Genomic DNA, 26,986 nt, shown 5'->3' on the forward strand with positions numbered 1-26,986 from the left:
AATGGTCCCAGTCGCAGGTCGCTCCGCAGCGCCTCGTTGACACACGCCTGACCGGTTTGGCGTCTCCTCCGCGCAGAGGTTGACAAATCGGTCAACCAAGGACAATGGCGAGAATGGAGCGCGCCTGCCTGACCGGTTTGCCAGATGGGCGCAAGCGTGTCGCGCCGCCGGGGTGGACGAGGTCGTCCTGGATCGGTGTCGCTATGCGACCAGAACCCAGGACGACCTCCGCTCCAGCCGCGCGGCGAGCTAGCGACGGCGGGTCGAGGCGCGTATGCGGAGCGTCGAGGGGACCCGGACCGAGCGCGGTTCCGGCGCGCGGCCGTCGAGACGGTCGATCAGCAACCGCACCGCCGCGGCGCCGATCTCGGCCGAGGCGAGGTCGGTCGCGGTGATCGAGGTGTGCGGCTGGGCGAGGATCGACCCGTCGGAGACCGCGACGATCATCAGGTCCTCCGGCACGCGCAGGCCGATCGTCTCGGCCGCCAGCTTGACCCCGATCGCCAGCCCCTCCAGCGTCGTCACGATCGCGTCAGGCCGCTCCCTCGCCGCGAGCATCCGCTGAGCGGCGCGGAAGCCGGCCTCGGTGTGGTTGCCGGCCGCCTCCTCGACGAGCGACGCCCTCCCCCGCGCCGCCTGCCAGCGGTGGTACGCGGCGTGCTCGTCGATCGAGTACGAGTGCCGCGGCGGCTCGGAGACGAAGCCGACGCGGCGGGCGCCGGCCTGCTCGAGGTGGTCGAGCGCCTCGGTCATCACCGCCTCCAGGTCGGAGTCGACCCACCACGTCTCGTCCGCGCGGTCGACATCGCGGCCGAGCGTGACGACCGGCGTCCCCCGCGCCTCCAGCGCGCGCAGGAACGGGTCGGAGGGCAGCGGGTCGGTCACGAGCGCGCCGTCGAGCCGCAGGTCGTCCCACAGGTCGGAGGCAGCGCCGGTCGGGCCGAGCACGAGCGCATAGCCGGCGCGCAGCGCCGCCTCGGAGGCAGCCGGCGCGAGCGCGAGGAAGTAGTCGACGTCGAGCAGCCCGAGCGGGATCGGGTCCGACGGCGAGGAGGTCAGCGCGAGCAGCCCCGCGCGCCGCTGCGTCAGGTGCAGGGCGTTGACGTTCGGGCGGTAGCCCAGCTCCTCGGCGAGCGTGAGGATGCGGTCGCGCGTCTCCGGCGCCATCCGCCCCTTGCCGTTGAGCGCGTGCGAGACGGTCGTGCGCGACACACCCGCCGCACGCGCGAGATCGCGAATGCCAGGCCGACCGGAAGTGTCCATCTGACGCCGCAACGTAGCAGGCGCAGAGGCGGCTCGCTGCCGACTGGCGAATCGGTTTGGCACTACCCTGGCGGGCATGACGACGGACCGGCTTCAGAGCGGCGCGCACGGCGCGGTCGACGCGCGCGGTGTCGGCGGTGCCGGCGGCGCCCGCGACGTGACGATGGCGATCGTCGGCGCCGACGTGCTCACGCTCGATCCCGCGCGCCCGCGCGCGAGCGCGGTCGCGGTCGCCGCCGACGGGACGATCGCCGCGGTCGGCGACGACGCCGAGATCCGCGCCCGCTGCGGCGCCCGCACCGAGCTGGTCGACGGCGCCGGCCTCACCGTCACGCCGGGCCTCGTCGACGGCCACGTCCACCCGGTCTGGGGCGCGAAGCTCGCGCGCGGCGTCGAGCTGCGCGACGTCCACGACGTCGCCGGCCTGCGCGACGCACTCCTGGCCGAGCGTGCCCGCCTCGGCCCGCAGGCGCTGGTGCGCGGCTGGGCGCTCGACTACGCCGTCCTGCACGGCGTCGCGTTCCCGGGCGAGCTGCTGGCGGAGCTGGCCGGCGGCCCCGCGCTCGTCTCCTACTTCGACCTCCACACGCACGTCGCGACGCCGTCCGCGATCGCAGCCGCCGGCGTGACCGCGCCGATCGCGCTCGACGGCAACTCGGCGGTCGCCTTCGCCGACGGCCGCCCGACCGGAGAGCTGATCGAGCTGCCCGCCTACTGGCGGATCTCCGACGCACTCGACCCGCTCGGACCGGACGAGCTGCGTGCCAACGTCCGCGCCCACCTGCGCCGCTTCAACGCGCTCGGGCTGACCGGCGGACACGCGATGGACGGCGACCTCGCCGCGTATGCGCTGCTCGACGAGCTGGAGGCGGCCGGCGACCTGACGCTGCGGCTCGTGGTCCCGCTGCTGCTGCTGCCGGAGACCGGCGACGACGGGGTCGAGGAGCTGCTGCGCCACCGCGACGACCGCGGGACCCTCTGGCGCGGTGGCGTCGCGAAGTTCTTCGCCGACGGCGTGATCGAGACCGGCACCGCCTGGCTGGAGCAGCCGGACTCACGCGGCGGCGGCGGCGACTGCTACTGGCCCGACCCGCGCCGGCTGCACGACCTGATCGTCCGCTTCGCGCGCGCCGGCTTCCAGTGCGCGACCCACGCGATCGGTGACCGCGCCGTCCGCATGACGCTCGACGCCTACGCGGCCGCCGCGGCGGCCGGCGCCCCCGCCCTCCCCGGCGGCGCCCTCCATCGCATCGAGCACCTGGAGGTGCTGCCCGACGCGCTGCTGCGGCGCTGCGCCGGGGAGCGCGTCGTCGCCTCGATGCAGCCGCTCCACGGCCAGTGGCGCCCGGGCGACCGCTCCGACGAGTGGACGCTGCGGCTCGGCGCCCAGCGCAGCGCGCGCGCCTGGCGGATCCGCGACGTCGTCGACGCCGGCGTACCGTGGACGCTCGGCTCCGACTGGCCCGTCGCCCAGGTCGATCCGCTGCTCGGCGTCGGCTACGCCCGCGCCCGCCGCCTGCCCGGCCACCCGCAGATGCCGGTGCTCGATCCCGAGCAGGCGCTCAGCCCGCTCGAGGCGCTCGCCGGCTACACCACGCGCCCGGCGGCGACCGTCGGCGAGGCGGCGCGGGGCGGCCGGGTCGCGCCCGGCATGCGCGCCGACCTGACCGTCCTCGACGGCGACCCGACGACGGTCGAGCCCGACGCGCTCGCCGAGCTGGGCGTCGCGCTGACGGTCGTCGGCGGCCGCGTCGTGCACCGGCGCGGCTGAGCAGCTCCTCGACTCGCCGCGCTCCTCAGACGCCGCGCGATCGCCCGCTCATCGCCTCGCGCACCTGCTCGGGCGTCATCGGCGGCCGCGGCAACGGGTGCGCCGCCTCGGTGCGGAGCCCGTCGAGCATCAGCGCGAGGTGGCGCCGCCACATCTCAGGCGCGACCTGCGAGGTCGCTTCGACCGTCCGCGACACCCCCCACACGAGGAACGCGAGGTCCTCGACGGTCAGGTCCGGGCGCAGTGCGCCGGCACGCTGCGCCCGCTCGACGATCTGCGCCATCAGCGCCGCGGTCCGCTCGCGCGCGGCTTCCGTGGACGCGGCACCGGGGACGCGCCGCGACGCGACGTCGTTGTAGCCGAGGTCGGCCGCCTGCAGCTCGCAGCCGCGCTCGACGAAGCTGGCGAAGCCGCGCCACGGATCGTCGTCCCGGAGCGCATCGCGCGCGAGCTGCTCGACGGTCGCGTCGCGGTCCCAGAAGACGGCGTCGACGAGCGCCTCGCGGTTCGGGAAGCGGTTGTAGAGCGTGCCGATGCTGACGCCTGCGCGCGTGGCGATCTCCTCGAGCGGGACGCCGATCCCGCGCTCAGCGAACAGCGCGCGCGCCTCCGCGATCAGCCGCTCGCGGTTGCGCTCCGCATCGCGTCGGAGAGGAGGCATGCGGCGGACCTTAGCTCAACCTGAGGCCACTCTCAGGTTGTGGTAGCGTCACATTCCGTAAGTTGAGGTCATGCTCAACTTACGGAGCGAGCACGCCTACGACGGAAGAGAGCGACAAGATGACGAGGACGATCGTGATCGCCGGAGGCACCACCGGAATGGGTCGCGCGATCGCACTCGACCGGCTGCGCCGCGGCGACCGCGTCGTCGCGATCGGCCGCAGCGAGACGAACGCGCGCGAGCTGGCCGAGGCAGCCGCCGAGGAGGACCGTCGTCGCCTCACATTTCTGCGCGCGGACCTCAGCACGCTCGCGGAGAACGACCGCGTCGCAGCCGAGATCGCCAGCTCACACGGCGCGATCGACGCCCTCGTCCTGTGCGCGAATCGCCACAATCGCGCGCGCACCACGACGGCCGACGGGCTGGAGGCGACGTTCGCGCTCTACTACCTGAGCCGCTTCCTGCTCGGCGAGGCGCTCCGCGAGCAGCTCGCCGACGGCGGCGGGGTCGTCGTCAACGTCGCCGCACCGGGGATCAAGGCCGGCTCGGTGCGCTGGGACGACCTCCAGTTCGAGCGCGGGTACCGAGGATTGAAGGCGCAGCTGCAGGCGGGCCGCCTCAACGACCTGCTCGGCGTCGGGTTCGCCGCCGCGCACGGCGCGGACAGCCCGATCCGCTACGTGCTCTTCCATCCGGGCTTCACGCGCTCCGGCACCGCGAGCCTCAGCCCGCCGGCGCGCACGCTCATCCGCCTGCTGGGCGCCGTCGCCGCGCTGTCCCCCGCGCGTGCCGTCGAGCCGATCCTGCCGCTGCTCGACGACCCGCCGCATGCCCCGCTGACCGCGATCGACCGCGGGAGACCGGTATCGCTGGACCTGCCCACGTTCGACCCCGGCGACGCCCGCCGCCTGCGGGCGCTGACCGAGGAGCTCGTCAGCCGGCTGCGGCAGCGGGGTTGCTATTCGATCGCCACGCCGACCGAGGCGGTAAACCAGGCGACGTAGTCCGCCCATCTTGCGAGCATCGCCGTGAACTCAGCGTCATCGGTCTCTGCGGACCGGCGCTGATATTCGGCGGCATCCTCGACGCGGATGACCTCGACGTACTGGGCGGGGACAGGGCCAGCTCCTTCCGTCGCGTCATTCAACCTCGTAACCGTGTAACTCAGGACGCCGGGCTGGCGGCGCGTGAGCGGATAATCGACTTCGCGCACCCAACGCTCGTACTCCGCGACGTCGACGTCAGCCCCGAGCGTGAGCAGTATCACGATCTCCTGTGCCATACGTCCTCCGTGGTATCAGGCCGCAGGCCGCCGCCTTCACGAGCATGACGGCTCCGTGGGTCCAGCGCGCCGCGCCGCGACCTCCGCGGCGAGACCTCCGCGGTCCGCGCACACCTGGCGTGCACAGAACCGCGGAGGTCTGCGACGGGCGCTACGCGCCACCAGCCGCGATCAGCACCCGTTCACATCGGTCGCAGCGGCGACGTAGGTGATCGCGTCGCGGTACGCCTGCTTGCCCGCGGTCGTCATGTGCGGATCGTTCGGTCCCAGGAACCACTCCGGGTGCGCGGCCGAGTGGGCGTCCCAGTCGAACCACACGAAGCGGTGTCCGGCGGGCTTGCTGCCGAATCTCGTCCAGACGTAGAACGCCATCTCGCCTCGGACGTACTGCGCCATCGTCGGCGAGGCGTTGTGCCGCGAGGGGCCGATGACTATCACGCATCTCTGCGTCTCCTGCCACGCGCGCTCCATCGCCCACGCTATCTGGTCGGTGACCTCTCTTCTGGTGACCGCGCCGGTGCCGAGCTTGGCGGCGTCGTTGGTGCCGAGCGCGAGCACCGAGTGCTTCGGGTCGTGCTCGCCGATCCAGCCGCCCGTCTCCTTGCCGTCGAGCCCGTTGTTCCAGTGGAAGAACGAGCTTCCACCGACGCCGAACGTGTGCCCCCAGAACATCTGCGTCGACGTCAGCTGGTTGGCGAGATCACTTCTGAGCCCTTGGATCAGGCTGTCGCCGATCACGGTGACGCTCGGTCTCCAGTTGAAGATCCCGTCCGCCTTCCAGGCGCCGAATGCCGGGCAGCCCCAGACCGGGCTCGGATTGCCCGGGCACGTGTACGCCGCCGCCGGCGCCGCCGCGAACGCCGCCGTCGCGCCCACCGCCGCGACGGTCGCAAGCGCCCAACCGAGCAACCGGAGCCGTATCGACCTCGTTGACCTGCGCATGCCTCTCCCCCTGTTCGGATGTCCCAGCCTCATGAACCGCCGGGTCCGAGCTATCTACCAGTTTCAGAGATAACAGACAAGCGACCGCCCGCTGATACAGACCGCGTCCTGTCGCTCGTCACGTTTCGAGGCCGCCTGCGGCGGCTAGCAGCGCGTGATCGCCGCGACGCGGAAGCCGTCGGCCCACGGCCGCGCCGGGCCGTAGTAGGAGCCCTGCATCCACAAACGGTCGCCGGGGCGAGCGCCGCGCAGCGTCATCTGGATGTACTGGCCGCGCCAGTCGGTGTCGGTGCGGCTCGCGACGACCGCGCCGCCGCCGCGGGCGAGCGCCGCGTAGACGCCGATTCCGTGCCGGCGTGCATCGTCGCTGCCGTTGATGAACGTCGCCGTGCGAATCCGCAACTGACCGCCGCGTTCGACGACCGTGCAGGCGTAGTGGCGGAAGGCGTCCTTGCGCAGGAAGGTCCAGTCGCCGGCCGGCGGACGGCCCGCGGCGGGCTGGGCGAGGACGGCGAGGACGGCGGCGCTGAGCAGGAGCGCGAGCAGACGGCGATTCATGGGCGACGATGCTAGCGCTGCGCGCCGCCAGGGCTGCACCGTCGAGCACCGTGATGCCGGTTCCGTAGTTTCGCCGATGCGGGCCGGGTGGGCACTGCGGAAGCTGTTCGAATGCGTTGGTTCATCTGTGCACTGGCCGCCGCCTGCGTGAGCGCGGCGCTGCTTCTCCCGGTTCCCGCTTCCGCCGTCGTCCAGGGCTATGCGGAGCCCACCTACACGAAGACGTCGGGCAACGACGCGTTCTGGTGGCGCTGGACGGCGACCACCGGCGGTGACGCCAACGGCAACGTGAACTACACGTGGTACCTCTGTTTCCGCACGTACGCCAACGGCGTGCTCGTCGAGGACAGCAACGGCACGAGCGGCCCGGGCACGCAGAACTGCACCGGCAGCCTGCGGTCGGGCCCTTCACCGTCGCAGGCCGATTACGCCGCGATGCCGTTCCAGACCAACACGGTCCTGCAGGACGGAACGCGCTACGACATGTGCGCGAGCGGCTTCTACCTGCAGCCCTTCATCTGGAAGTGGGACAGCACGTCGGCGTGCCCGTGGACGATCGTGGACCGCAACAGACCCCAGCTCTCCGTCACGGTCGGCGGCGCGGCACAGTACACCCGGAACCCGGCGCTCCCGCTGCGCATCGACTACGCCGATGCGACCAGTCCGCCGTGGGCGGGCGCCGGCGGGGTCGCGTCGAACTGGACGTGCATCAACCGCGGAGCGGCCTGCTCGCCGAGCGGCGCACCGAACGCGGCATGCAGCACGCCCGCTGACCCGGCGAGCCGCACCACCTTCTTCTCGTGCACGGCTGACGTCAGCGCCCAGCTCGACGGTGACTGGTACGTCTGCGCGTTCGCTGCTGACGGCGCGGTCCCCGACAACCCGAGCGGCGTCAACCAGTTCGCACAGGCGACGTCGAACAACGCGAACCTCTCCGGCACCACGTGCGGGCACATCGTGCTCGACCGCGTCGCACCGTCGGTGACGGCGGCCGCCGACGCGACGACGGTCACGGTCGGCCAGATCGTCCACTTCTCCGCCACGACGAGCGACGCGTCCGGGGTGCCCGGCCAGGTCGAGTGGGATTTCGGCGACAACACCGCGCGCGGCAGCGGCACGAGCGCGTCGCACACCTACACGCAGGCCGGGACCTACCAGGCGAAGGCGAGCACGGCCGACGGAGCCGGCAACGCCGGCGCGGGGACCGTCACGATCACGGTCCAGCCCGCGCCCGGCGGAGGGTCGGGCGGGCCGGGGACGCCCCCCGGCGCGCCGACTACCCCGGGCACGCCGAGAACCCCGGGCGCGCCGACGACGCCCGGCACGCCCAGCGCTCCCACCAACCCCGCCCCGGGTCCCGGCACGGTCACGCAGGCACCGTCCCCTGGCGCGATCAGCGAGCAGAGCGGCGGCGGGGGCACGCAGCGCACGAGTGTCGCCGGGCTCAGCGTCACCGCCCCCAGACGCTTCAAGCTCACCCCGTCGCGCCGCAAGCTGCCGCTCGCCTTCACGGTCGCGACGCCCGGCGCCGTCGACATCGCGCTCGTGCGGGCCGGCGCCGTCGTCGCCCGCGGCGGGACGAGCGCCCACCAGGCAGGCACGTTCGGCTTCTCCCTGAAGCTCCCCACGAGAGCCAAGGCCGGGACCTACACGCTCAAGATCGTCTTCCGGCCGACCGGCAAGACCGCGCGAACGAAGACGCTGCGCATCACCGTCGTCAGGCCAAAGACCAAGAAGAAGCCGGCGATGGCGCGAACCGCGGCACGTCTGCTCCAGGGCGTCCCGCTCGCACGCTGAGGTTCGCCGACGCACGCGATCGGCGCAACTTCGACTACATCGAGCCGTTCCGAGTCGCATGATGCGCACGGTCGTCCTCGCCGGGGTTGTGCTGATGCTGTCGCCGGTCGTCGCGGGCGCGGCGCAGGTCGGGACGACAGCGCCGTTCTGTCCGAGTCCGAGAGGTTGCGTCGATCTCGGGAGCGTGAGCGTGGTCGCCGCGCCCGGCGAGCGCAACGTCGTCACCGTCACGCGGGAGCTCGGCGGGATCGTCGTCGTGCATGACGACGGGGCGCCGCTGGTGAGCGCCGGCGACTGCTCCCAGGTCGACTCGCACACGGTTCGCTGCCCGTACCCGAGCGTCGGCATCCTGCTCGGAGACGGCGACGACAGCGCACTGCTCGCGACGAACGCCGCAGTGGACGGCGGCCCCGGCGATGACCGTCTGCGCGCTGAGCGCGAGGCGGGATACGTTTCCTTCATAGGCGGCGAAGGCAACGACGTGCTCGACGCGACCGACCCCAACGCCTCGACCCTGGACGGCGGTCCCGGCGACGACGTCTTGAGCGGCTCGGGCGGGGAGGACGGGCTGATCGGCGGCGCCGGGGACGACCAGTTGTCCGCCGCCCGCGGCAACGACTTCCTGACGCCCGGGCCCGGCGCCGACGACGTCGACGGGGGCGCGGGCCGTGACCTCTTCTCGCACGCCGACCGCGGGACCACGCCGTTGACGTTCGCGCTCACGGACGGGCGCACCGGAGAGGATCCGCGCGCGGTCGGGATCGAGGACGTCATCGGCGGTGACGGAGCCGACCGCATCACCGGCGACGACCGCCCCAACCTGATCCTCGGCAGCGGGGGGAACGACGACCTCGCCGCGCGTGGCGGCGACGACGAGGTCGACGGAGACGGCGGCGCCGACACACTCGACGGCGGTCCCGGAGCGGACCACGTCTATGGTCGCCGCGCTGCATGGCGCGGACCGCTCGACAGCAGCGAACGTGACGGCGCCGACCGGCTGCGCGGCGGCCCGGGGCGCGACGGCCTCGACGGCGGACCGGGCGCCGACCGCCTCACCTGCGACGGCGGCTTCGACCACGTCGCCGCCGGCGACGGAGATCGGCTCCCCACACCGGCCGGCAGTACCCGATCACGCGGCAGCGACTGCGAACGGCTGAACTTCCGCACGAGCCGGTCACGGACGTTCTTCTGCCTCCTGCCCGCGAGCCTGCGCCCTGTCGGAGCGCAGCTGTGGCTGACGAACCCCTGTCGGGGCGGCGCCTGGCACACACGCGCCGTCATGCTGCGCGGCGCCGACCGGACGCTGCTCGCCCGCGGCGTCGCCCACCACGGCGCGCTCAACATCCGCCTGCAACCGACCCGACGTGGCAGGCGCGTGCTGCGGACCGGCACCACGCGCGAGATCCTCCTCTCCGTACAGACTGACCTGCCGCGAAACCGACAGCACAGGTCGGTGCGCATCGCGATCCGCGTCGGCTGACCGTCGGCGCGCGAGCCTCAGTTCAGCTGCGCGTCACGATCGTGTAGGCCTTTCGCGTCGTCTCGTGGACGGTCCAGGTGCCACGCCAACCGCATGGGATCACGACGACCGAGCCGGCCCGCAGCTCCGTCGCCTCGCCGTCGGACGAGCGCAGCGTCGAGCGGCCCGAGAGGATGTGGCAGATCTCGTCGTAGTCGGCGGCGTCCTTGGAGAAGGCGCCGGGCGTGCACTCCCAGATGCCGACGTCGAGCCCGGCGGCGTCGTCGCCGTGGAGCACGGCGAGCGCCTCACGCGGCGCGCCGGCGATCGTGGTCGGTTTCACGCCGCGATCCTCGAGCTGCACGCTCATCGGAGCGTGGAGGACGGGCACGGTGGGGATCGGCATGGTGAATCTCCTTGATCTGCTCATCTGCCGGCGAGTCGCGTCGCGATCGACGCGAGCCGGCTCGTACGTGTCGATCCGCCCAGCTCGCGACGGTCGGCGGCGCGGTAGAGGCTGTAGACGAGGTGCGCGCCGAGGAAGCGCAGCGGCTCGGGCTCCCAGCGGCGCGATCTGTGACCGACCCACGGCAGCGCCGTCAGCTCGCTCTCCTGCCCGAGGACCAGGTCGCGGAGCGTGCGGCCGGCGAGGTTCGCCGTCGCGACGCCGCTGCCGACATAGCCGCCGGCCATCCCGATCCCGGTCGCGCGGTCGAGCCGGACCGCCGGCGTCCAGTCGCGCGGGACGCCGAGCACGCCGCACCACGCGTGGTCGATCGCGGCCGACGCCGTTGCCGGGAAGAACGCGTGCAGGAGGGCGGTCAGCTGGTCGATCGTCGCCTGCTGCGTCCGCCCCGCGACGTCGGTGCGCGAGCCGAAGCGATACGGGACGCCGCGACCGCCGAACGCGATCCGCCCGTCCGCCGTCCGCTGCGCGTACATATACGCGTGCGCGTTGTCGCCGAGCAGCTCGCAGCCGCTCCAGCCGATCTGCTCCCAGACGTCGTCCGGCAGCGGCTCGGTCGCGACGATCGCCGAGTTCAGCGGAACCCAGTCGCGGCGATGGCCGCGCAGCGACGCCGTGAAGCCCTCCAGGCAGATCAGCACGTGCGGCGCGGTGACCGTGCCGCGGTCGCTGCAGGCCCGGCCAGGCCGGACTTCGGTGACGGCCGTGCCCTCGTAGATCGGCACGCCGAGCCGCTCGACGGCGGCGGCGAGCCCGCGCACGAGCCTCGCCGGCTGCACGCGCGCGGCGTGCGGGTTCGCGAGCGCGCCGTCCGCGCCCGCGACGCGCAGCCGCCGCTCGGTCTCGGCGGCGTCGAGCTCCACCACGTCGGCGTCGAGCCCGAGCGCGCGGTTCGCCTCGTGCGCACGGCGCAGCCGGTCGAGCTGCGCGGCACCGCGCGCGACGTGCAGGATCCCGCTCTTGACGACGTCCGCCTCGATCCGCTCCTGCCGGCAGACGGCAATCACCTCGTCGACCGACTCCTCCGCCGTGCGTTGGAGCGCACGGACCGTCTCGAGCCCGTGGTCGCGCGCGATCTGCGCACGCGAGGCGGAGAACTCCGACGACAGCCAGCCGCCGTTGCGACCGGAGGCGCCGAAGCCGGCGAACTCCCGCTCCAGCACGACGACGTCCAGCTCCGGGCGCGCCCGCTTGAGGTAGTACGCCGCCCACAGGCCGGTGAAGCCGCCGCCGACGACGCAGACGTCCGCCGAGCGGTCGCCGGGCAGCGGCGGACGGCGCCCGGGGACCTCGGTCGTGGCGAACCAGTGCGAGACGCCGCCGTTGCGGCGGGCGGTTGAGCGCCTCATCACTCGTCCCAGAAGGTGTCCGGGCGCGTGAGGCCGGCCGGCACGTCGTACACGTAGACGACCTCGACCGGCTCGTCGCCGACGGTCGCGAAGCCGTGCGTCATGCCGCGCGGGATGTAGACCGCTGCTCCCGGCCCCGCCTCGAACTCCTCCTCCCCCAGCGTCACGCGTGCGCGGCCAGAGGTGAAGTAATACAGCTCCGCACGCGCCCGGTGGTGATGGCGCAGGTGGACGCCGCCGGGCGCCAGCGTGCACAACCCCATCTCGAACTCGCCCGAGCCGGTCGTCTCCGGCGAGACGAGGTAGCACCAGCGGAGCGTGTCGCGCGGCCACGCCGCCGAGTCGAACCGCTCGAAGGTCGTCCACTCGGCCGTCTCCGCGTGCGTGCGCAGCGCGGACATCAGACGACGTGCACCGTCGGCGGCGCGGGGTTCACACGCTCGACGCCGGCCTCGGTGACGGTGTAGTTGGCGCCGAGCGAGAAGCCGAAGCGCGGATCCGCCGCGGACATGCTGACGTGCAGGCAGAAGACCATCCCGACGTCGAAGGTCCCCTCCGAGCTGAGCGTGATGTCGAGCGGCTCCAGCCACGTCGGCGGGTAGGCGATGCCGACGCCGTAGCCCCAGCGGCCCATGTTCGCCTCCGCGATCCCGTCGCGATCCATCACCGCCGTGCCGGCCGCGCAGGCGGCGCGCAGCGGCGCGCCGGGGCGGATCTCGCCGAGCGCCGCGTCGAGCGCCTCGCTGCACTGGTCCCAGCGCTGCCGGTACAGCGGCGGCGGCTCGCCGACATGGAACGCCTGGTACGTCGTCACGTGGTAGCGCCGCAGGACGGCGGCGAACGAGCACTTGACGGGTTCGCCCGCTCCGATCACGCGCGCCGACGGGGACGCGTGCGAGCAGGCGGTCTTCGGCCCGCTCGCCATCCACGTCGGCATGCCCGGGTACTCGCTCCCGCGCGTGCGCAGCGCGTACTCGATCTCGGCCGCGAACTCGATCTCGGTGATGCCGGGGCGCAGGCTCGCCTTCGCGACGTCGAGCGCGTCGCCGGAGATCGCGGCGGCGGCGCGTACGTACGCCAGCTCGGCCGGCGTCTTGCGCACGCGCAGCGCGGCGACCAGTGCCGAGCCGTCGCAGACGCCGGCGCCGAGCGCACGCTCGAGCCGGGCGGCGTAGGCGACGCTGAGCGCCGCCGTGCCGTACTCCAGCGCGACGGTCGCCTCAGCGCCCGCCTCGGCGCGCACGACGCCGGCGACGATCGCCGCCGGGTCGTCGCGCTCGTAGCGGTACGCCTCCAGCTCGCTCAACCAGACCTGGCCGTCGGCGATCGGCGCGTCGATGTCGCGGATCACGAGCGTCGGCTCCCCGCCGCTCAGCGTGACCACCAGCGCCTGCTCGCTCCAGGCCGTGTTGGCGTCGTAGCCCGACAGGTAGAACAGGCTCTCGGGCGCGACGCAGACGAGCGCGTCGACCCTCTGCTCGGCCATCGCGGCCCGCAGCCGCCGCAGCCGCTGCTCGTACTCTTCGCGCGGGAACGCCCGCTCCGTCTGCTCCTGCACCGTCACAGCCTGCACGTCGTCGCTCCTTGATCGGGCTCAGGACCCGCTGATGAGGGTCCGCCAGCGTCTGGTCAGCTCGTCGCGGTTGTCGACCCACCACTCGCCGTCGCCGCGGATCGCGGTCGCGACGTTGTCCGGGTTGAGCACCGAGAACTCGAGGTCCTCCGGCGAGATGAAGTCAGCCGCCTTGGCGTTCGAGACGCCGTAGCCCGTGCGGGCGGCCCATCTCGCCTGTGCCTCGGGATCGGTGCCGTAGAACCTCAGGTAGTCGAGCGCGGTCTCGACGTTCGGCGCGCCCTTGGGCACCGCGCTGTACGCCTCGGCAAGCAGCACGCCGTCCCAGCTGAATCTCGCGCTCGGGTCCTGCTCGGACAGCTCCTTGGCCGGCCGGTTCCAGATCTGCCCCATGTCGACCTCGCCGTCGCGCAGCGCCTGGATCGTCTGGTCGCCGGACGTCCACCACACGCGCACGGCCGGCACGATCTCCTCCAGCTTGGCGAACGCGCGCTCGACGTTCGCGTCGGTCATCGGCCACATCTGATCCTGCGTGAGGCCGTCCGCGGCGAGCGCGAACTGGATGCCGTAGTACGGGTCGTCGTACATCATGCGCGATCCGGGGAAGCGCTCGGTGTCGAAGAACTCGGCCGGCGTCTGCGGGCACGCCTTCGCGTGCTCGGGCATGCACGCGAGCAGCGTGCCGATCGTCGACTGCAGGACGCCGTGGTCGGTCACGCCGCCGGGCACCGAGACTCTCTCCAGCTCCGCCTTCAGGTCCGCCGGCAGTCTCTCCAGCAGCCCCTGCTTGACGAGGTAGGCCGTGTTCGCCTCGCCGAGCGAGTCGATCACGTCCCAGGTGACCTTGCCTGCCTTGTTCTGGGCCTCCAGCTGAGCGACGTGCTGGGAGGACGCCTCGACCATCTGCACCTTCACGCCCGCCTGCGCGGCGAACGGATCTGCCAGGTCCTCCTTGGTGGCGGCGGAGAAGTCCCCGCCCCAGCTGGCGATCACGAGACTGCCGCCGTCCGAGTCGCCCTCGGAGGCGCTGCTCCCAGGCGAGCCGGGGTCACTTCCGCAGGCGCCCAGCGCGAGCGCCGGGACGGCCATCGCGGCCAGCAGGCCGCGGCGCAGCAACGACGATGACTTCATGGACGATCCTCTCTCGGGGCTTCCCTCCACACCCCTCAAGTCTCTGTCCGCAGGACGCTCGCGGGAGCCCCGCCGAGCGTCACAACCTGCGGCGAGGGGCTGTGACGCAACGTCACGGAAGCGTCAGCTGTCGAAGCCGATCCCGAGACGGTCGAGCGTCCGGAGGACCGGGCCGCGGCGCCCGCCGGCGCCGTCGGCCCGCTCCAGCTCCCGCTGCATCAGGCGCACCGCCGCCGCGCGCAGCGGCTCGGGCGGGAACGGCAGCGCCGGCGCGTTGACGATCCGCAGCCGCAGCAGCTCGGAGTCGGGCGCCAGCAGCATGTCGGCCGCCACCTGTGCCGCCCAGCGCGTCGCGCCGACGCCGTGCCCGGTGTAGCCGAGCACCGACACGCCGCGCCCGCCGAGCAGCGTGCCGAAGACGACCGTGAAGCGCATCGTGCTGTCGATCGCACCGCCCCAGCGGTGTGGGAAGCGCAGCCCGGCCAGCTGCGGGAACGTCGCCGCGAACTGCTGCTCCAGGACGGCGAACGTCTGCGGCCGCTGGTCGAGCGCCGGCCCGACGCGGCTGCCGAAGTGGTAGACGGCGTCGAACCCGCCCCACAGGATGCGGTCGTCCGGCGTCAGGCGGAAGTAGTGGAAGCGGTTGCTGGAGTCGACCAGGCCCTGGCGCCGCCGCCAGCCGATCGCCTCGCGCTGCGCCGGCGTGAGCGGCTCGGACACCATCAGGTAGTCGTAGACCGGCACGAAGCGTGGGCGCAGCCCGCGCAGCCAACGCGAGTACGCCGACGTGGCGACGATCAGGCGCTGCGCGCGGACGCAGCCGCCGCCGGCGGCGACCACGCGCACGCCGAAGCCGTCGCGCGCGACGCGACGCACGCGCGAGCGCTCGAAGATCCGCACGCCGCGCTCGTGCGCGACCCGTGCCAGGCCCCAGCACAGCTTGGCCGGGTCGAGCAGCACCGTGCGCGTGCCCGGCAGCTCGAGCGCACCGTGCCAGACGGGCGAGTGCACCTCGGCCTGCGCCTCGTCGCGGTCGAGCAGCCGCACCGGGACGTCGTACGCACGCATCGTCTCGGCCGCGGCGGCCAGCTCGGCGACGTGGTGCGGCTGGTCGGCGACCTTCAGCAGGCCGGTCGCCTCCAGGTCGCAGTCGATCCCGTTGCGGTCGAGGAACACGATCATGTCGCGCAGGTTCTCGACGCCCATCCGGTCCAGCTCGCGGATCTCGTCCGGGAAGTGGCGCAGCCCGTTGAGGAAGCCGTGCGTGAAGTCCGCCGAGCAGAAGCCGCCGTTGCGACCGGAGGCGCCGAAGCCCACCTCCTCCTGCTCGACGACGGCCACGCGCATGCCCGGGTGAGCCTCGGTCAGATGGAGCGCCGCCCACAGCCCGGTCAGCCCGGCGCCGACGATCGCCACGTCGGCGTCGACCGTGCCGGACAGCGTCTCAGCATCGAACGGCCGCTGCAGCGGCGCGGCCCAGAAGCTCGGCGCGCTCATCCGCCGTCGTCAGGCACGAGCGTCGCGTCACCGCAGGCGACCCGCAGAGTCAGCGAACCGCCGACCTCCAGGTCCGCGCACTCGCGCGGCGGGAGGCGCGCGATCACCCCGCCCTCCCCCGGCACGTCGAGCTTCACGCGCACGACGTCCGAGAGCAGGCTGAGGTCGGTCACGGTGCCGGCCACGTCGAGCGCCGGGCCGTCGGCGCCGCGGCGCAGGTCGTTCGGGACGACCGCGAGGCGCATCGGCCCTCCGAGCGCGCCGCCGACCGGCAGGCGCAGCCGCTGGCCGAGGCAGGTCGCGCTCGCATAGCCGTCGCCGTCGGCCTGCACGTCAGCGGCCGCGAGCAGGTTCGCGCCGGAGAAGAACGACGCCACGAACGCCGACGTCGGCCGTGCCAGCAGGTCGCGCGGCGCGCCGAACGCGAGCACCCTGCCGTCGCGCACGATCGCGATCCGGTCCGAGAGCGCGAGCGCCTCTTCCTGGTCGTGCGTGACGTACACGATCGTCGGTTCCAGCTCGCGGTGGATGCGCCGGAACTCGGTCTCCATGTCCTGCCGCAGGCGCCGGTCGAGCGCGCCGAGCGGCTCGTCCATCAGCAGCACGCTCGGCCCGAAGGCGAGCGCGCGCGCAAGCGCGACGCGCTGCTGCTGGCCGCCCGACAGCTGCCGTGCGTAGCGCTCGCCGTAGCCCTCCAGGCGCACGACGCGCAGCATCTCCTCGACGCGCTCGTCGCGGCGGCGACGCTCCCAGCGCCGCATCCGCAGCCCGTAGGCGACGTTGCCGGCGACCGTCAGATGCGGGAACAGGGCGTACTGCTGGAAGACCATGCCGATGCCGCGATCGGCCGGCCGCAGGCGCGACACGTCGCGCCCGTCGATCGAGATCGAGCCGGAGCTCGGCAGCTCGAATCCGGCCAGCAGGCGCAGCATCGTGGTCTTGCCGGAGCCGCTCGGCCCCAGGAAGGTGACGAACTCGCCTCTCCTGATCGCGAGGTCGACGCCGTCGACGGCGGTCACGCCGCCGAACCGCTTCGTGAGCGCACGGAATTCGAGCATCTACTTGCCTCGCGGGTTGAGTCGTACGGTGAGCAGCGCGATCAGCGCCGAGACGATGAAGGTCAGCGCGGCGATCGCGGTGATGACGGCGTCGACGCCGTAGCGCACCGAGTCGAAGATCGCCTTCGGCACGGTCACGAGGCCGGGGCCGCCGAGGAACGTGATCAGCACCGCCTCGTCGAAGCTCGTGATGAACGCGAACAGCAGCGCGGCGGCGACCGCCGGCGCCAGCAGCCGGAGCGTGATCCCGGTGGACGCGCGCAGGCGCGAGGCGCCCAGCGTCATCGCGATCAGCTCCAGCTCCGGCGGGATCCGCGCGATCGCCGTCGTCAGCACCACGATGACCAGCGGCACCGCCAGCACGGTGTGGGCGATGACGATCCCGAGGTAGGTGGCGGTCAGCCCGAGCTGGGCGAACACGCCGAACAGGCCGACGCCGAACGCCGAGATCGGGATCAGCAGGCTGCTGAGCGACAGGAAGCGCAGCAGGTCGCCGCCCGGCAGCCGCGTGCGGTACATCGCGAACGTCGCGGGCAGGCCGATCGCGACCGCCAGCAGCGCGCTCGGGACCGCGATCTTGACCGACATCCAGATCGCGTCGAGCCATTCCTGGCTGGAGAACAGCGTGCTGTACTGCCGCAGTCCCCACTCCCGCGGCGGAAAGCGGACGAACGACTCGTCGGAGAACGACAGCACGAACACCAGCAGCGCCGGTGCGAGCAGGAACACGGCGGTGACCGCCAGCAGCACGCGCACGAGCGCGGTCACCGCCGGGTCGAGCGGGAGGCGGCGCATGTTCACGCCACCGCCCGCGTCAGCCGCTCGCGGCCGACGAGCCGAATCGCCACGGCGAGCGTGATCAGCGCGACCACGATCAGCACGACCGCCGACGCAGCCGCGCCCGGATAGTCGAACGCCGTGAAGATCTGCTGGTTGACGAGCGTCGCCATGAAGGCCGAGCGCGGCCCGCCGAGCAGCACCGGCGTGATGTAGAAGCCGAGCGTGATCACGAACACGATCGACGCGGTCGCGACCAGCCCCGGCACTGCGAGCGGGAAGAGAACGCTCGTCGCCGCGCGGGTGCGCGAGGCGCCGAGCGTCTGCGCCGCCTTGCCCATGTCCGGGTCGATCGTGAGGAAGCTGACGAACAGCGGCAGGACCGCGTACGGCAGCATCGAGTAGAGCATCCCGACGACGACCGCGCCGTTGGTGTAGAGCATGTCGAGCGGCTGCGCGAGGAACGGATCGAGCAGCGTGTTGACGATGCCGCGGCGCCCGAGCAGGATCGTGAACGCGTAGGTCTTGACGATCGTGCTCATCCAGAACGGGACGAGCGCCGACAGCCACAGCGCGGCGCGCAGCCACGGCGAGCGCACGGTGCGCAGCGCCCACGCGTAGAAGCCTCCGAGCACGACCGCGAGCACCGTCACGACCAGGCTCAGGCCGAGCGTGGTCAGCAGGATCTTGCGCGCCGAGGGGTCGGTGAAGAACACGCGGTAGTTGTCGAGCACCGCGCCGCCCTCGACCGAGTCGATCGCCACCTGCATGACCGGCCATGCGACGAACAGCAGCAGCATCAGGATCAGCGGGCCGGTGAGCGCGAGTCCGCTCCACGCCCCCATCTCGGGTGTCCAGCGCCGCTCCCGCCGCCGCGGCGCGGCCTCGGTCACAGCGTCTGCTCCTCGTCGCGCGGATCGCGGCCGCGCTCGTACGCGATCGCGCCGCCGACGATCGTCAGGTCCGCGCGCACGTCGCGCAGCTGCTCGACCGGCGACTGCTCCGGGTCGCGGTCGAGCACGACGACGTCGCCGAGCTTGCCGACCTCGAGCGAGCCGCGCGAGCGCTCCTTGAACGCCGCGTGCGCGGCGTAGCGCGTGTAGGTCGTGAGCGCCTCGCGGACGCTGACGGCCTCGCTCGGGCAGATCGACTCGCCGCGCACGTTGCGCCGCGCGACCATGTGGTAGACGCCGTGGAACGGGTTGATCGCGAACGGCTGCGTGCCGGCGCTGTCGGAGTTGCCGGGCGGCATGAAGCCGCGGTCGATCAACGTCCGGTAGGCGTAGCGGAGCGCGCCGGGAGGCAGCGCGTCGTCGGGTGCGGTGCCGTGCATGAACGCGGCCGTCGGCACCGGGATCGCGCCCGCCGCCTGGATCCGGTCGAGCTGCGTCGGATCGGTGACGAGGTTGGCGACGTGCTCGATCCGCGGCCGCAGCCCCGCGTGGACGCGGTTGGCCGCGTGGATCGCGTCGATCGCCATCTCCTGCGCGACGTCGCCGATCGCGTGGATCCACACCTGCATGCCGGCGGCGGAGATCTGCATCACCTCGCGTGCCAGCTGCTGGTACGTGCGCGTGAAGAGGCCCCAGCCGCCGGGGCGCTCGCTCAGCAGGCGCGAGTGGGCGGCCGCCTCCTCGTCGCCGTCGGCGAAGATCTTGACCGCGCCGAGCGCCAGCCAGTCGTCGCCGAAGCCGGTCTGCAGACCGCTGCGCAGCAGCTCGTCGAGCTCGATCACCGGCTGGTGGCCGGGCGGGATCGTCATGTTGAGCGTCATCCGCAGCGGCAGCTCGCCGTTGCGCTGCAGCTCCTGGTAGCTGCGCACGGCGTCGGCGCTGGCCGGCAGCTCGTAGACGGTGGTGATGCCGTTGGCGAGGAACTGCTCGCGCAGCGAGCGCTGCAGTGCGTCGCGCAGTGTCGGCTGCGGCGTCGGCGGGATCGCCAGCAGGTCGAAGCCCTCCTCCAGGAAGCCGGTCGGGTCGCCGTCGGCGTCGCGTTCGACGCGGCTGCCGGCCGGCGGCTGGTAGGCCCGGTCGATCCCGCTCGCCCCGAGCGCGGCCGAGTTGGCGTTGAGCATGTGCATGCTCCAGCGGATCGCGACCGGGTGGTGCGGCGCGATCCGGTCCAGCTCGGCGCGATCGGGGAGGTCCTGCCGGTAGGTGCCCTGCAGCACGATCCAGCTGCCGGGCGCGCGCGCCGCGACCAGGCGCCGCACCTCAGCCGCGATCGCGGCGCGATCGAGGTGGCGCACGTCGGACCAGATGTAGCGTGCGCGGGCGCCCAGCTCGACGTGCGTGTGCGCGTCGATCAGGCCCGGCATCGCGGTTCGGCCCTGGAGGTCGACGACCTCGGCCCCGGCAGGCGCGAACGGCCTGACGTCGGCCTCGCTGCCGATGGCGACGATGCGGCCGCCGGCGATCGCGATCGCGTCGGCGACGGTGCCGACGTCGTCGTACGTGACGATGCGTCCGTTGTGCAGGACGAGGTCTGCGCGTGTCATGCCGGGATGCTCGCCCGGCCCCCCACCCCGCGCAAGCGGGGCAAGCGTCACATCTGCACGTCAGGGGGCGTGACACTTCGCCCGGTCTGCGCGACCTCCAGCTCCGACCGGATCGGTATGTAGCGCGTGGCGCGCAGCGCGAGCTGCACGCCGAGGCGCGTGTCGGGGTGCTGCAGGCTCGCGCCGAGCAGCTCCTCTATGCGGGCGAGCCGGTGGTAGAGCGACTGGCGCTCGACGTGGATCGCACGGGCGGTCTCGGCCTTGCGGCCGTCGTGCTCGCAGTACGCGATCAGCGTCTCCAGCAGCTGCGTGCCGTGACGGCGGTCCCATTGCAGGATCGGGTGCAGCTGCGCGTGCACGAACGCCCGCAGCTGCATGCTGTCGCGCAGCGACCACAGCGTGCGGCCGAGGTCCGGGCGCGACGCGTCGTGCCAGCGCTGGGCGGGGGCGCGAGCCGCGGCCGGCAGCGCGTCAGCCGCGTCCAGCAGCTGACGGCGGACCTGCGTCCACGACCGCGCGACGCCGCCGACGCAGACGATCGGCGCGCGCTCGTCGCGCGCGCAGCGGCCGACGATCTCGTGGATCACCGCAGCGACGCGATCGGCGATCGCGGTGCGCGTGTCGGGGTCGTTGCCGAGGCTGAGCACGAGCAGGATCACCGGCTGCTCCACGCGCAGGCCGACGATCGCGCGGATGTGGCGTTCGCGCAGCTCCTGGTCGAGGTCGCGCCACAGCAGCGTCAGCGTGTCGTCGTCGACCTCGCCGACCGACAAGCGCGAGTGCTGGTAGCGCATCACCGCGATCGGCAGCAGGAAGCGCTGGTCGTCGCGACCGAAGCCGAGATCGGCGGCGTGCGCCGAGGCGGAGGCCTCGTCGATGCGGTCCTGCTGCAGGCCGGTCAGCAGGTTGCCGCGGTGGCGCGCGGTCAGCAGGTCGTCCTGGCGGCTGCGCAGCAGCGCGAGCGCGATCAGCGAGCCGGCCTGCTCGACCGCGATCCGATCGGCGTCGCCGAGCGGCGAGTCGATCCCGATCGCCAACAGGCGTCCCCAGGCCGCGTCGCCGTCGATCGGCACCGGCTGCGCGACCACCGGCGGCGCGTCCGGCAGGTCGCGCCGCACCGCCTCGTAGGCGGCGAGCACGGCGTCGGAGCCCGCACGGTGAGTGCTCGAATAGACGATCCCGTTGCCGCACCGCTCCAGCAGCACCGGGTTGTCGACGAGCGCCGAGACCGCGTCGAGGATCTCGGACGGGCCGGCGCCATCCAGCGCCAGCTGCGTCAGCTGCTGCTGCAGCTCGCGGCCGTGGCGCAGCGTCTGGTGCTCACGGTTGACCAGCTCGCGATGGATCGCCTCGGTGATCTCGACGAACAGCGCCGGGCGGTGCAGCGCGATCAAGGGCAGCCTCGCGCGCTCGGCCGCGGCGACGAGCTCCGCCGGCAGCTCCGGCACGCTCGTCCCCAGCTCGACCATGAGCCCCGCGACGTCGCGCTCGGCCAGCGCCTCTATGAACGCGAGCCGTTGCGCGCGTCTGGTGCCGAGGCCCATGCCAGTCGTCAGCAGCAGCTCGCCGCCCTTGAGCACCGAGGCGATCTCGGCGATCTCGGCCACGTGCGCCCAGCGCACGGGACGCTCGAGCGCTGCCTGCCCGGCAAGCACCTCGGGCACCGCTCGCCTCACCTCCGGCAGCTGAAGGACCCAGCTGACGCTCACATCGGTCTCCATCGAGCGGGCAGCCTAACCACGCACCGCGAACGCCGGACTGAGGTTGTTACGTTTCGACCGAAGTCGGCGCGCGAGCCGTGACAGGTCGCCCTCTCGTCGTAACGCGGTTCAGCGAACAAGATCGATGCCATGAGCATCGAGCCGCCGCACGGCATCCCGGCGTTCGTCTCCCGCGTGGCGACCAGCGTGCGGGACGCGTCCTGGATGACCTACGAGACGTTCGACAGCGAGATCTGGCCGCGCGACGCGATCGAGTGGTGTTATCTCGTGTCCCCCGAGGTCACCGGCTCGCACGAGTTCGAGATGGGCCTCTGCCGTCTGCACGCCGGCGGCGTCCACCTGCGCCACCACCACCCGGCGCGCGCGGAGATGCACTTCGTCGTCTCCGGCACCGCCGCGGTCACGATCGGCGACCAGCACTTCCGCGCCAATCCGCAGGACGCCTTCTACATCCCGCGCGGCGTCACCCACGGCTTCACCAACGACAGCGACGAGGTCTTCGAGCTGCTGTTCTGCTACGACCTCCCGCCGAATCTCACGCGCCCGGACACCGTCTGGGACGAGTGACGCCGCGCGTCCAGCTCAGCGTGCGCACCCACCGGCGGACCGATCTGCGCCTACGAGCCGGTGCGCGACTGAGCCGCGCCCTCGCGCGGCTGGATCGGGCCGCTGACGCTGCGCAGCGGCGCCGCGGTACGGCCGGCGCGGGAGGCGACGATCTCGGCGAGGATCGACACCGCCGTCTCGTCCGGCGTGCGGCCGCCGATGTCGAGGCCGCAGGGCGCGTGGATGCGGGCGATCTGGTCGCCGGGCACGCCGGCGGCGGTCAGGCGCTCGTTGCGCTCGGCGGTCGTGCGGCGGCTGCCGAGCGCGCCGACGTAGCCGGCGCCGGTCGCGAGCGCGCCGCGCAGCGCGGGGACGTCGAGGCGCGGGTCGTGCGTGAAGACGAGCACCGCGTCGCGCGGACCGAGCACGCGCCCGGCGAATGCGTCGCCGGGCCAGCCGACGTGGACGGCGGCGGCGCGCGAGAAGCGCGGCGCGCTCACGAACGCCATGCGCGGGTCGCTGATCGTGACCGAGTAGCCCAGCTCCTTCGCCAGCGGTGCCAGCGCGGCCGAGAAGTCGATCGCGCCGAAGATCAGCATCTGCGGCGGCGACGCGAACGAGCGCACATGCACGCGCAGCTCGACGCCGAGCGTCGCGCCGTCGGCGCCGTAACTGCGGATCGCGGTCACACCCTGGTCGAGCAGGCCCGCCGCGTCGCGCGCGACGGAGTGGTCGAGCAGCCGCGCCGCGCCGAGCGATCCGACGACGTCGCCGTCCACGATCGCCATCACCGTCCCGGCCTGCGGGCCGTCGAGCAGCGTCGCGAGCGCCGCCGGCCGCCCCGAGCGCACCGCCGCCAGCGCAGCGGCCACCGCCTCGGCGCCGCCCGCATCACCAGCGCCCGCCCCGCCAGCGCCCGCCGTGCCGAGCGCGTGCACGAAGACGTAGACGGTCCCGCCGCACGTCAGTCCCGCGGTGCCGGCCAGCTCGTCGGAGATGCCGTAGCGGTGGACCCGCGGCGGCCCGCCGGCGAGCACGGCCTGCGCCTCGTGCGCGACCGCGCTCTCAACGCAGCCGCCGGTGATCGAGCCCTCGATCGCGCCGTCGTCGGCGACGAACATCGACGCGCCCGCCGGCAGCGGCGCCGAGTCGTCGACCGCAACGAGGACCGCGCGCGCGACGCGGCGGCCCTCGCGCAGCCAGGCGCCGACGACGCCCGCCTGATCGCTGACGACGCTCAGCGCGCCGCCCCCTTCGCCCCGGCCCCGCCCTCCGCGGCGCGCAGCACCTCGCGCACCTGGCGGTCGACGATCGGGACGAGCACGCGCTGGCCGACCGACCGCAGCACGCCGGTGACATGGCAGTCGAGGCTCCACGACACGCGCGTCCCACCGTCGCCGCCCGCACCCGCATCACCGAGCACGAGCACGACGTCGAACGCGAGGCGCTGCTCGTCGGTCCTCCCCTCGACGCGGTAGCGCAGCTCGCCGTCGGCCGCCGGGCGCCGCTCCCAGACCGTCCGCACGGGGATCTCGCCGAGCGCCAGCGCCGGCCGGATCGTGACGGCGAACGAGCCCTCCACCGGCCCGTCGGTCCAGCCGAACGCGTCGACGTTGGGCAGCAGCGCGCTGAGCCGCCCGGGGTCCTCCAGCAGCGCCCGCAGCGCGGCGGGCGCCACGGCGAGCGTCGTCGAGCCGGCGACGTTCACCGCGCCACCACGGCGATCCCGCGCGCGTCGGCCGGGACCTGCTCGTGCAGCAGCCGCCAGACGCGCTCGGTCGGGTTGTGCGAGTCGGTCACGACCGCGCCGGTGCCGCGCAGCGCGTCCTGCAGCGCGCTGCAGACGGCGTGCAGCGGCGCGCCGCCGCCCTCGCCCATTCCCTTCGAGCCGGTCGGCGTGAACGGCGACGGGCATGGCAGGTTGTCGGTCTTGAACATCGGCGTGTCCGGGCACGACACGACGTGGTAGTCCCAGAACGTGCCGTTCAGCAGCTGCCCGTCCTCGTCGTACTCGAGCGTCTCCTGCAGCGCCGCCGCGATCCCGTGCGCGGCCGCGCCGTGCACCTGGCCCTCGACGACCTGCGGGTTGATCACCGTGCCGCACTCGTCGACGGCGGCGTAGTCGAGGATCCGCGTCGCGCCCGTCTCCTCCTCCACCTCGACGACGCAGACGTGGATCTGGCTCGCATACGTCAGCGTCAGCGAGCCGCTCTTCGACTTCCAGTCGGGCACGCCGAACGGGGCGCGGTAGACGTGGCGGTGGTTGAGCGTCACGAGGTCGGCAACCTCGGGCGGGAGCGCGCCCTGGTTGGCGTAGACGTAGTTGGCGATCTCGGCGAACGTCAGCGCGCGGTCCTCGTCGCCCTCGACCGAGACCGTCCCGCCGACCAGCAGCAGCTCGTCCGGCGAGGACTCCAGCACGGCCGCGGCGACCGTCAGCAGGTCGTCGCGCACGCGCTCGGCGGCGCCGAGCGCGGCGCCGATGCCGGTCACCGCGAACTGCGACGCGTACGTGCCGGAGAAGGCGACGTAGGCGTTGCGGGCGGAGTCCGCGCCGGGCCGCACGAGCACCTCGTCGGGCGCGATCCCGAGCACGTCGGCGACGACCTGCGCGGTCGTCGTCTCGTGGCTCTGGCCCTGCGGCACGGTGCCGAGCGCGACCGACACCTCGCCCTGCAGGTCGACCTTGCAGATCGCCGCCTCGCCGTTGCCGGAGAACGGCAGGTTCTTGTTGACGATCCGCGCCTGACCGAAGTTCGACGTGCCGGAGTCGAGCGTCGAGCCGATCCCGATCCCGATCCGCTTGCCGCTGCCCTCGGCGGCCGCCTGCGCGGCGCGCCATCTCGGCGCGTCGACCAGCTCCAGCGCGCGGTCGAGCATCGCGTGGTAGTCGCCGGAGTCGTAGACGCAGCCGTTCGGCGTCGTGTACGGGAAGTCCTCGCGGCGGACGTAGTTGCGCTTGCGCAGCTCGACCGGGTCGAAGCCCAGCTCGGCGGCGACAAGGTCGACGATCCGCTCGACCAGCCACAGGTGCTGGAGCCGCGAGTAGCCGCGGTTGGGACCGACCGGCGTCTTGTTCGTGACGACCGAGCGGTAGTCGACCTGCAGGTGCTTGAAGCGGTAGCAGCCCGGCAGGACCTGCGAGAAGATCACGCCGCCGAGCGGCTCGTAGCGCATGAACGCGCCGACGTCGTCGAACGCCTTCGCGCTGAAGCCGAGGATCTCGCCGTCGGCCATCACCGGGACCTCGATGTCGAGGAACGTGCGCTCGTTGCCGTGACAGGAGCCGACGAGGTGCTCGTGGCGGTACTCGGTCCACTTCGCCGGGCGCCCGGCCTTGCGCGACAGCAGCGCCAGCGCGGTCAGGTACGTGTACGACGTCAGCTTGAGGCCGAACGCGCCGCCGATGTCCTGCGAGGAGAAGTGCAGCTGGTCCGAGCGCACGCCGAGCGCGGGCGCCATGAACAGCGCGGCGAATTGCGGCATCTGGTTGTTCGACTCGATCTTGATCGTGCCGGTGCCGGGATCCCAGTGGACGACGGCGGCGTTGCACTCCAGCGGTGTCGAGGAGAAGCGGTGGAAGTGCAGCCGTGGGATCCGCACGACGTGGTCGGCGCGCTCGATCGCCCAGTCGACGTCGCCGAAGTCGTAGGTGCCCTGCCAGCCGACGTTGGAGCCCATCTCGGTGTGGACCAGCGGCTGGTCCTCGCCGGCGGCCTCCACCGCGTCGAGCACGTGCGGGAGCTGCTCGTACTCGACCTCGACGAGCGCGGCGGCGTCGCGCGCCAGCTCACGCGACTCGGCCAGCACCGCGGCGACCGGCTCGCCCTGGTGGCGGGCCTTCCCGACGGCGAGGCAGAAGTCCTTCGCGCGGCCGCCCGGCTCGGGCGCGATCTGGGTGTAGCGATCGGTCAGCTGGCGCACCTCCTCGCCGGTCAGCGTCGCGTAGACGCCGTCGAGCGCGAGCGCCCGCGAGACGTCGATCTCGACGATCCGCGCGTGCGCGTACGGCGAGCGGACGAAGTGGACGTGCCCCATCCGGTGCATCCAGATGTCGTCGGCGAACTCGCCCTGCCCCTTCAGCAGGCGGCCGTCCTCCTTGCGCGGGACCGACTGCCCGACGCTCTTCTCGCGCGCGGCCGGGGAGTGCCACGTCTCGATTCTCGTCGCGCTCATGCGTCCTGCACCGCCCGCACGATGTTGACGTAGCCGGTGCAGCGGCAGATGTTGCCCTTCAGCCCGCGGCGCACCTCGTCCTCGCTCGGCTCCGGGCACTCTCTCAGCAGCGCGGTCGCCGACATCAGCATCCCCGGCGTGCAATAGCCGCACTGGAGCGCGTGGTGGCGGGTGAACGACGCCTGCAGCGCGTTCGGCGGCCCGAGCGGCTCCGACAGCGACTCGACCGTCTCGATCTCGCGGCCGTCGGCCTGCGTGGCGAGCTGCATGCAGCTCTTGATCGCCTTGCCGTCGCAGATCACCGTGCACGCGCCGCAGTTGCCAGAGTCGCAGCCGATGTGCGTCCCCTTCAGCCCGAGCGTCTCGCGCAGGTAGTGGACGAGCAGCTGGCGGCCGAGCACGACCGACTCGATCCGCTCGCCGTTGACGGTCACCTCGATCGGATGCGCGCTGTCGGGCACG

Annotated in this window: 25 protein-coding genes; 5 read left to right on the forward strand and 20 right to left on the reverse strand. The window is 72.8% G+C overall.

Annotated features, from left to right (window positions below):
* Window positions 1-249 precede the first annotated feature (249 nt).
* A complete protein-coding gene (locus CWOE_RS19270; RefSeq protein WP_012935315.1) occupies window positions 250-1,263 on the reverse strand; it encodes a LacI family DNA-binding transcriptional regulator in 1,014 nt (337 codons plus the stop codon).
* A gap of 76 nt (window positions 1,264-1,339) precedes the next feature.
* On the opposite strand from CWOE_RS19270, the gene CWOE_RS19275 reads away from it, so the two are divergent.
* Window positions 1,340-3,034 (forward strand): amidohydrolase, encoded by a 1,695-nt coding sequence (locus CWOE_RS19275; RefSeq protein WP_012935316.1) that lies wholly within the window; start codon window positions 1,340-1,342, stop codon window positions 3,032-3,034.
* Window positions 3,035-3,059: 25 nt separating this feature from the next.
* Here CWOE_RS19275 and CWOE_RS19280 read toward each other — a convergent pair whose 3' ends face one another.
* A complete protein-coding gene (locus tag CWOE_RS19280; RefSeq protein WP_012935317.1) occupies window positions 3,060-3,695 on the reverse strand; it encodes a TetR/AcrR family transcriptional regulator in 636 nt (211 codons plus the stop codon).
* A 119-nt stretch (window positions 3,696-3,814) separates the two neighbouring features.
* Here CWOE_RS19280 and CWOE_RS19285 point away from each other — a divergent pair, with 119 nt between their 5' ends.
* The gene (locus CWOE_RS19285; RefSeq protein WP_012935318.1) at window positions 3,815-4,699 is read left to right on the forward strand and encodes an SDR family NAD(P)-dependent oxidoreductase; all 885 of its coding nucleotides are present in this window, start codon (window positions 3,815-3,817) and stop codon (window positions 4,697-4,699) included.
* On the opposite strand, the gene CWOE_RS19290 is transcribed toward CWOE_RS19285, so the two are convergent.
* The 3 genes from CWOE_RS19290 to CWOE_RS19300 form a co-directional block, all read right to left on the reverse strand.
* Window positions 4,654-4,977 carry a hypothetical protein gene (locus tag CWOE_RS19290; RefSeq protein WP_012935319.1) on the reverse strand — a complete coding sequence of 108 codons (324 nt, stop codon included), beginning with the start codon at window positions 4,975-4,977 and terminating at the stop codon, window positions 4,654-4,656. The two genes, CWOE_RS19285 and CWOE_RS19290, sit on opposite strands and share 46 nt — an antisense overlap.
* Window positions 4,978-5,148: 171 nt before the next feature.
* Entirely contained in the window at window positions 5,149-5,853 is a 705-nt protein-coding gene (locus tag CWOE_RS19295) for an SGNH/GDSL hydrolase family protein (RefSeq protein ID WP_148261082.1), read from the reverse strand.
* A 210-nt stretch (window positions 5,854-6,063) separates the two neighbouring features.
* Entirely contained in the window at window positions 6,064-6,477 is a 414-nt protein-coding gene (locus CWOE_RS19300) for a hypothetical protein (protein WP_012935321.1), read from the reverse strand.
* Between the two features lie 147 nt (window positions 6,478-6,624).
* Between CWOE_RS19300 and CWOE_RS19305 the strand changes: the two genes are divergently transcribed.
* Together CWOE_RS19305 and CWOE_RS31085 are read left to right on the forward strand one after the other, a co-directional pair.
* Window positions 6,625-8,274, forward strand: a complete 1,650-nt coding sequence (locus tag CWOE_RS19305; protein WP_041730697.1) for a PKD domain-containing protein — start codon at window positions 6,625-6,627, stop codon at window positions 8,272-8,274.
* Window positions 8,275-8,335: 61 nt separating this feature from the next.
* A complete protein-coding gene (locus tag CWOE_RS31085) occupies window positions 8,336-9,754 on the forward strand; it encodes a calcium-binding protein (RefSeq protein WP_012935323.1) in 1,419 nt (472 codons plus the stop codon).
* 22 nt (window positions 9,755-9,776) lie between these two features.
* On the opposite strand, the gene CWOE_RS19315 is transcribed toward CWOE_RS31085, so the two are convergent.
* The 11 genes from CWOE_RS19315 to CWOE_RS19365 all read right to left on the reverse strand — a co-directional run bounded on the left by CWOE_RS19315 (window position 9,777) and on the right by CWOE_RS19365 (window position 21,802).
* Window positions 9,777-10,139 carry a cupin domain-containing protein gene (locus tag CWOE_RS19315; RefSeq protein WP_012935324.1) on the reverse strand — a complete coding sequence of 121 codons (363 nt, stop codon included), beginning with the start codon at window positions 10,137-10,139 and terminating at the stop codon, window positions 9,777-9,779.
* A 20-nt stretch (window positions 10,140-10,159) separates the two neighbouring features.
* Entirely contained in the window at window positions 10,160-11,548 is a 1,389-nt protein-coding gene (locus tag CWOE_RS19320) for an NAD(P)/FAD-dependent oxidoreductase (RefSeq protein WP_012935325.1), read from the reverse strand.
* Window positions 11,548-11,949, reverse strand: coding sequence for a cupin domain-containing protein (locus CWOE_RS31090; protein ID WP_012935326.1), 402 nt, complete (start codon window positions 11,947-11,949; stop codon window positions 11,548-11,550). Before CWOE_RS31090 ends, CWOE_RS19320 begins: the two co-directional genes overlap by 1 nt.
* A complete protein-coding gene (locus tag CWOE_RS19330; protein ID WP_012935327.1) occupies window positions 11,949-13,121 on the reverse strand; it encodes a M24 family metallopeptidase in 1,173 nt (390 codons plus the stop codon). The genes CWOE_RS31090 and CWOE_RS19330 overlap by 1 nt, the downstream gene beginning before the upstream one ends.
* Window positions 13,122-13,142: 21 nt before the next feature.
* On the reverse strand, window positions 13,143-14,252 hold the full coding sequence (locus CWOE_RS19335; RefSeq protein WP_012935328.1) for an extracellular solute-binding protein: 1,110 nt from the start codon (window positions 14,250-14,252) through the stop codon (window positions 13,143-13,145).
* A gap of 123 nt (window positions 14,253-14,375) precedes the next feature.
* Entirely contained in the window at window positions 14,376-15,749 is a 1,374-nt protein-coding gene (locus tag CWOE_RS19340) for an NAD(P)/FAD-dependent oxidoreductase (RefSeq protein WP_012935329.1), read from the reverse strand.
* On the reverse strand, window positions 15,746-16,807 hold the full coding sequence (locus CWOE_RS19345; RefSeq protein WP_012935330.1) for an ABC transporter ATP-binding protein: 1,062 nt from the start codon (window positions 16,805-16,807) through the stop codon (window positions 15,746-15,748). Before CWOE_RS19345 ends, CWOE_RS19340 begins: the two co-directional genes overlap by 4 nt.
* On the reverse strand, window positions 16,808-17,602 hold the full coding sequence (locus CWOE_RS19350) for an ABC transporter permease (protein WP_012935331.1): 795 nt from the start codon (window positions 17,600-17,602) through the stop codon (window positions 16,808-16,810).
* Window positions 17,603-17,604: 2 nt separating this feature from the next.
* On the reverse strand, window positions 17,605-18,477 hold the full coding sequence (locus CWOE_RS19355; protein ID WP_012935332.1) for an ABC transporter permease: 873 nt from the start codon (window positions 18,475-18,477) through the stop codon (window positions 17,605-17,607).
* Window positions 18,474-20,081, reverse strand: a complete 1,608-nt coding sequence (locus CWOE_RS19360; protein WP_012935333.1) for an amidohydrolase — start codon at window positions 20,079-20,081, stop codon at window positions 18,474-18,476. The genes CWOE_RS19355 and CWOE_RS19360 overlap by 4 nt, the downstream gene beginning before the upstream one ends.
* Before the next feature lie 47 nt (window positions 20,082-20,128).
* Window positions 20,129-21,802, reverse strand: a complete 1,674-nt coding sequence (locus CWOE_RS19365) for a PucR family transcriptional regulator (protein WP_012935334.1) — start codon at window positions 21,800-21,802, stop codon at window positions 20,129-20,131.
* Between the two features lie 129 nt (window positions 21,803-21,931).
* On the opposite strand from CWOE_RS19365, the gene CWOE_RS19370 reads away from it, so the two are divergent.
* Window positions 21,932-22,369 carry a cupin domain-containing protein gene (locus CWOE_RS19370; protein ID WP_012935335.1) on the forward strand — a complete coding sequence of 146 codons (438 nt, stop codon included), beginning with the start codon at window positions 21,932-21,934 and terminating at the stop codon, window positions 22,367-22,369.
* Window positions 22,370-22,419: 50 nt separating this feature from the next.
* Here the strand turns inward: CWOE_RS19370 and CWOE_RS19375 are convergent, their stop codons facing one another.
* From CWOE_RS19375 to CWOE_RS19390, 4 genes are read right to left on the reverse strand one after another with little or no spacing between them, the layout of a single operon-like run.
* Complete coding sequence (locus CWOE_RS19375) at window positions 22,420-23,589, reverse strand: XdhC family protein (RefSeq protein ID WP_012935336.1); 1,170 nt, start codon at window positions 23,587-23,589, stop codon at window positions 22,420-22,422.
* The gene (locus tag CWOE_RS19380) at window positions 23,586-24,056 is read right to left on the reverse strand and encodes a CoxG family protein (RefSeq protein WP_012935337.1); all 471 of its coding nucleotides are present in this window, start codon (window positions 24,054-24,056) and stop codon (window positions 23,586-23,588) included. Before CWOE_RS19380 ends, CWOE_RS19375 begins: the two co-directional genes overlap by 4 nt.
* Window positions 24,053-26,524 carry a xanthine dehydrogenase family protein molybdopterin-binding subunit gene (locus tag CWOE_RS19385; protein ID WP_012935338.1) on the reverse strand — a complete coding sequence of 824 codons (2,472 nt, stop codon included), beginning with the start codon at window positions 26,522-26,524 and terminating at the stop codon, window positions 24,053-24,055. The genes CWOE_RS19380 and CWOE_RS19385 overlap by 4 nt, the downstream gene beginning before the upstream one ends.
* On the reverse strand, window positions 26,521-26,985 hold the full coding sequence (locus CWOE_RS19390) for a (2Fe-2S)-binding protein (RefSeq protein ID WP_012935339.1): 465 nt from the start codon (window positions 26,983-26,985) through the stop codon (window positions 26,521-26,523). The genes CWOE_RS19385 and CWOE_RS19390 overlap by 4 nt, the downstream gene beginning before the upstream one ends.
* Between the last annotated feature and the right edge of the window lies 1 nt (window position 26,986).

The sequence above is a fragment of the Conexibacter woesei DSM 14684 genome (genome assembly GCF_000025265.1).
Lineage (GTDB): Bacteria > Actinomycetota > Thermoleophilia > Solirubrobacterales > Solirubrobacteraceae > Conexibacter > Conexibacter woesei.

Excerpts from the sequence above, each read along its gene's own strand:
- CWOE_RS19315 (WP_012935324.1), bottom strand. The coding sequence starts at position 10,139 with ATGCCGATCCCCACCGTGCCCGTCCTCCACGCTCCGATGAGCGTGCAG.
- CWOE_RS19385 (WP_012935338.1), bottom strand. The coding sequence starts at position 26,524 with ATGAGCGCGACGAGAATCGAGACGTGGCACTCCCCGGCCGCGCGCGAG.
- CWOE_RS19365 (WP_012935334.1), bottom strand. The coding sequence starts at position 21,802 with ATGGAGACCGATGTGAGCGTCAGCTGGGTCCTTCAGCTGCCGGAGGTG.
- CWOE_RS19335 (WP_012935328.1), bottom strand. The coding sequence starts at position 14,252 with ATGAAGTCATCGTCGTTGCTGCGCCGCGGCCTGCTGGCCGCGATGGCC.
- CWOE_RS19285 (WP_012935318.1), top strand. The coding sequence starts at position 3,815 with ATGACGAGGACGATCGTGATCGCCGGAGGCACCACCGGAATGGGTCGC.
- CWOE_RS19345 (WP_012935330.1), bottom strand. The coding sequence starts at position 16,807 with ATGCTCGAATTCCGTGCGCTCACGAAGCGGTTCGGCGGCGTGACCGCC.
- CWOE_RS19340 (WP_012935329.1), bottom strand. The coding sequence starts at position 15,749 with ATGAGCGCGCCGAGCTTCTGGGCCGCGCCGCTGCAGCGGCCGTTCGAT.
- CWOE_RS19280 (WP_012935317.1), bottom strand. The coding sequence starts at position 3,695 with ATGCCTCCTCTCCGACGCGATGCGGAGCGCAACCGCGAGCGGCTGATC.
- CWOE_RS19300 (WP_012935321.1), bottom strand. The coding sequence starts at position 6,477 with ATGAATCGCCGTCTGCTCGCGCTCCTGCTCAGCGCCGCCGTCCTCGCC.
- CWOE_RS19350 (WP_012935331.1), bottom strand. The coding sequence starts at position 17,602 with ATGCGCCGCCTCCCGCTCGACCCGGCGGTGACCGCGCTCGTGCGCGTG.
- CWOE_RS19360 (WP_012935333.1), bottom strand. The coding sequence starts at position 20,081 with ATGACACGCGCAGACCTCGTCCTGCACAACGGACGCATCGTCACGTAC.
- CWOE_RS19290 (WP_012935319.1), bottom strand. The coding sequence starts at position 4,977 with ATGGCACAGGAGATCGTGATACTGCTCACGCTCGGGGCTGACGTCGAC.
- CWOE_RS19320 (WP_012935325.1), bottom strand. The coding sequence starts at position 11,548 with ATGAGGCGCTCAACCGCCCGCCGCAACGGCGGCGTCTCGCACTGGTTC.
- CWOE_RS31090 (WP_012935326.1), bottom strand. The coding sequence starts at position 11,949 with ATGTCCGCGCTGCGCACGCACGCGGAGACGGCCGAGTGGACGACCTTC.
- CWOE_RS19270 (WP_012935315.1), bottom strand. The coding sequence starts at position 1,263 with ATGGACACTTCCGGTCGGCCTGGCATTCGCGATCTCGCGCGTGCGGCG.
- CWOE_RS19370 (WP_012935335.1), top strand. The coding sequence starts at position 21,932 with ATGAGCATCGAGCCGCCGCACGGCATCCCGGCGTTCGTCTCCCGCGTG.
- CWOE_RS19275 (WP_012935316.1), top strand. The coding sequence starts at position 1,340 with ATGACGACGGACCGGCTTCAGAGCGGCGCGCACGGCGCGGTCGACGCG.
- CWOE_RS31085 (WP_012935323.1), top strand. The coding sequence starts at position 8,336 with ATGCGCACGGTCGTCCTCGCCGGGGTTGTGCTGATGCTGTCGCCGGTC.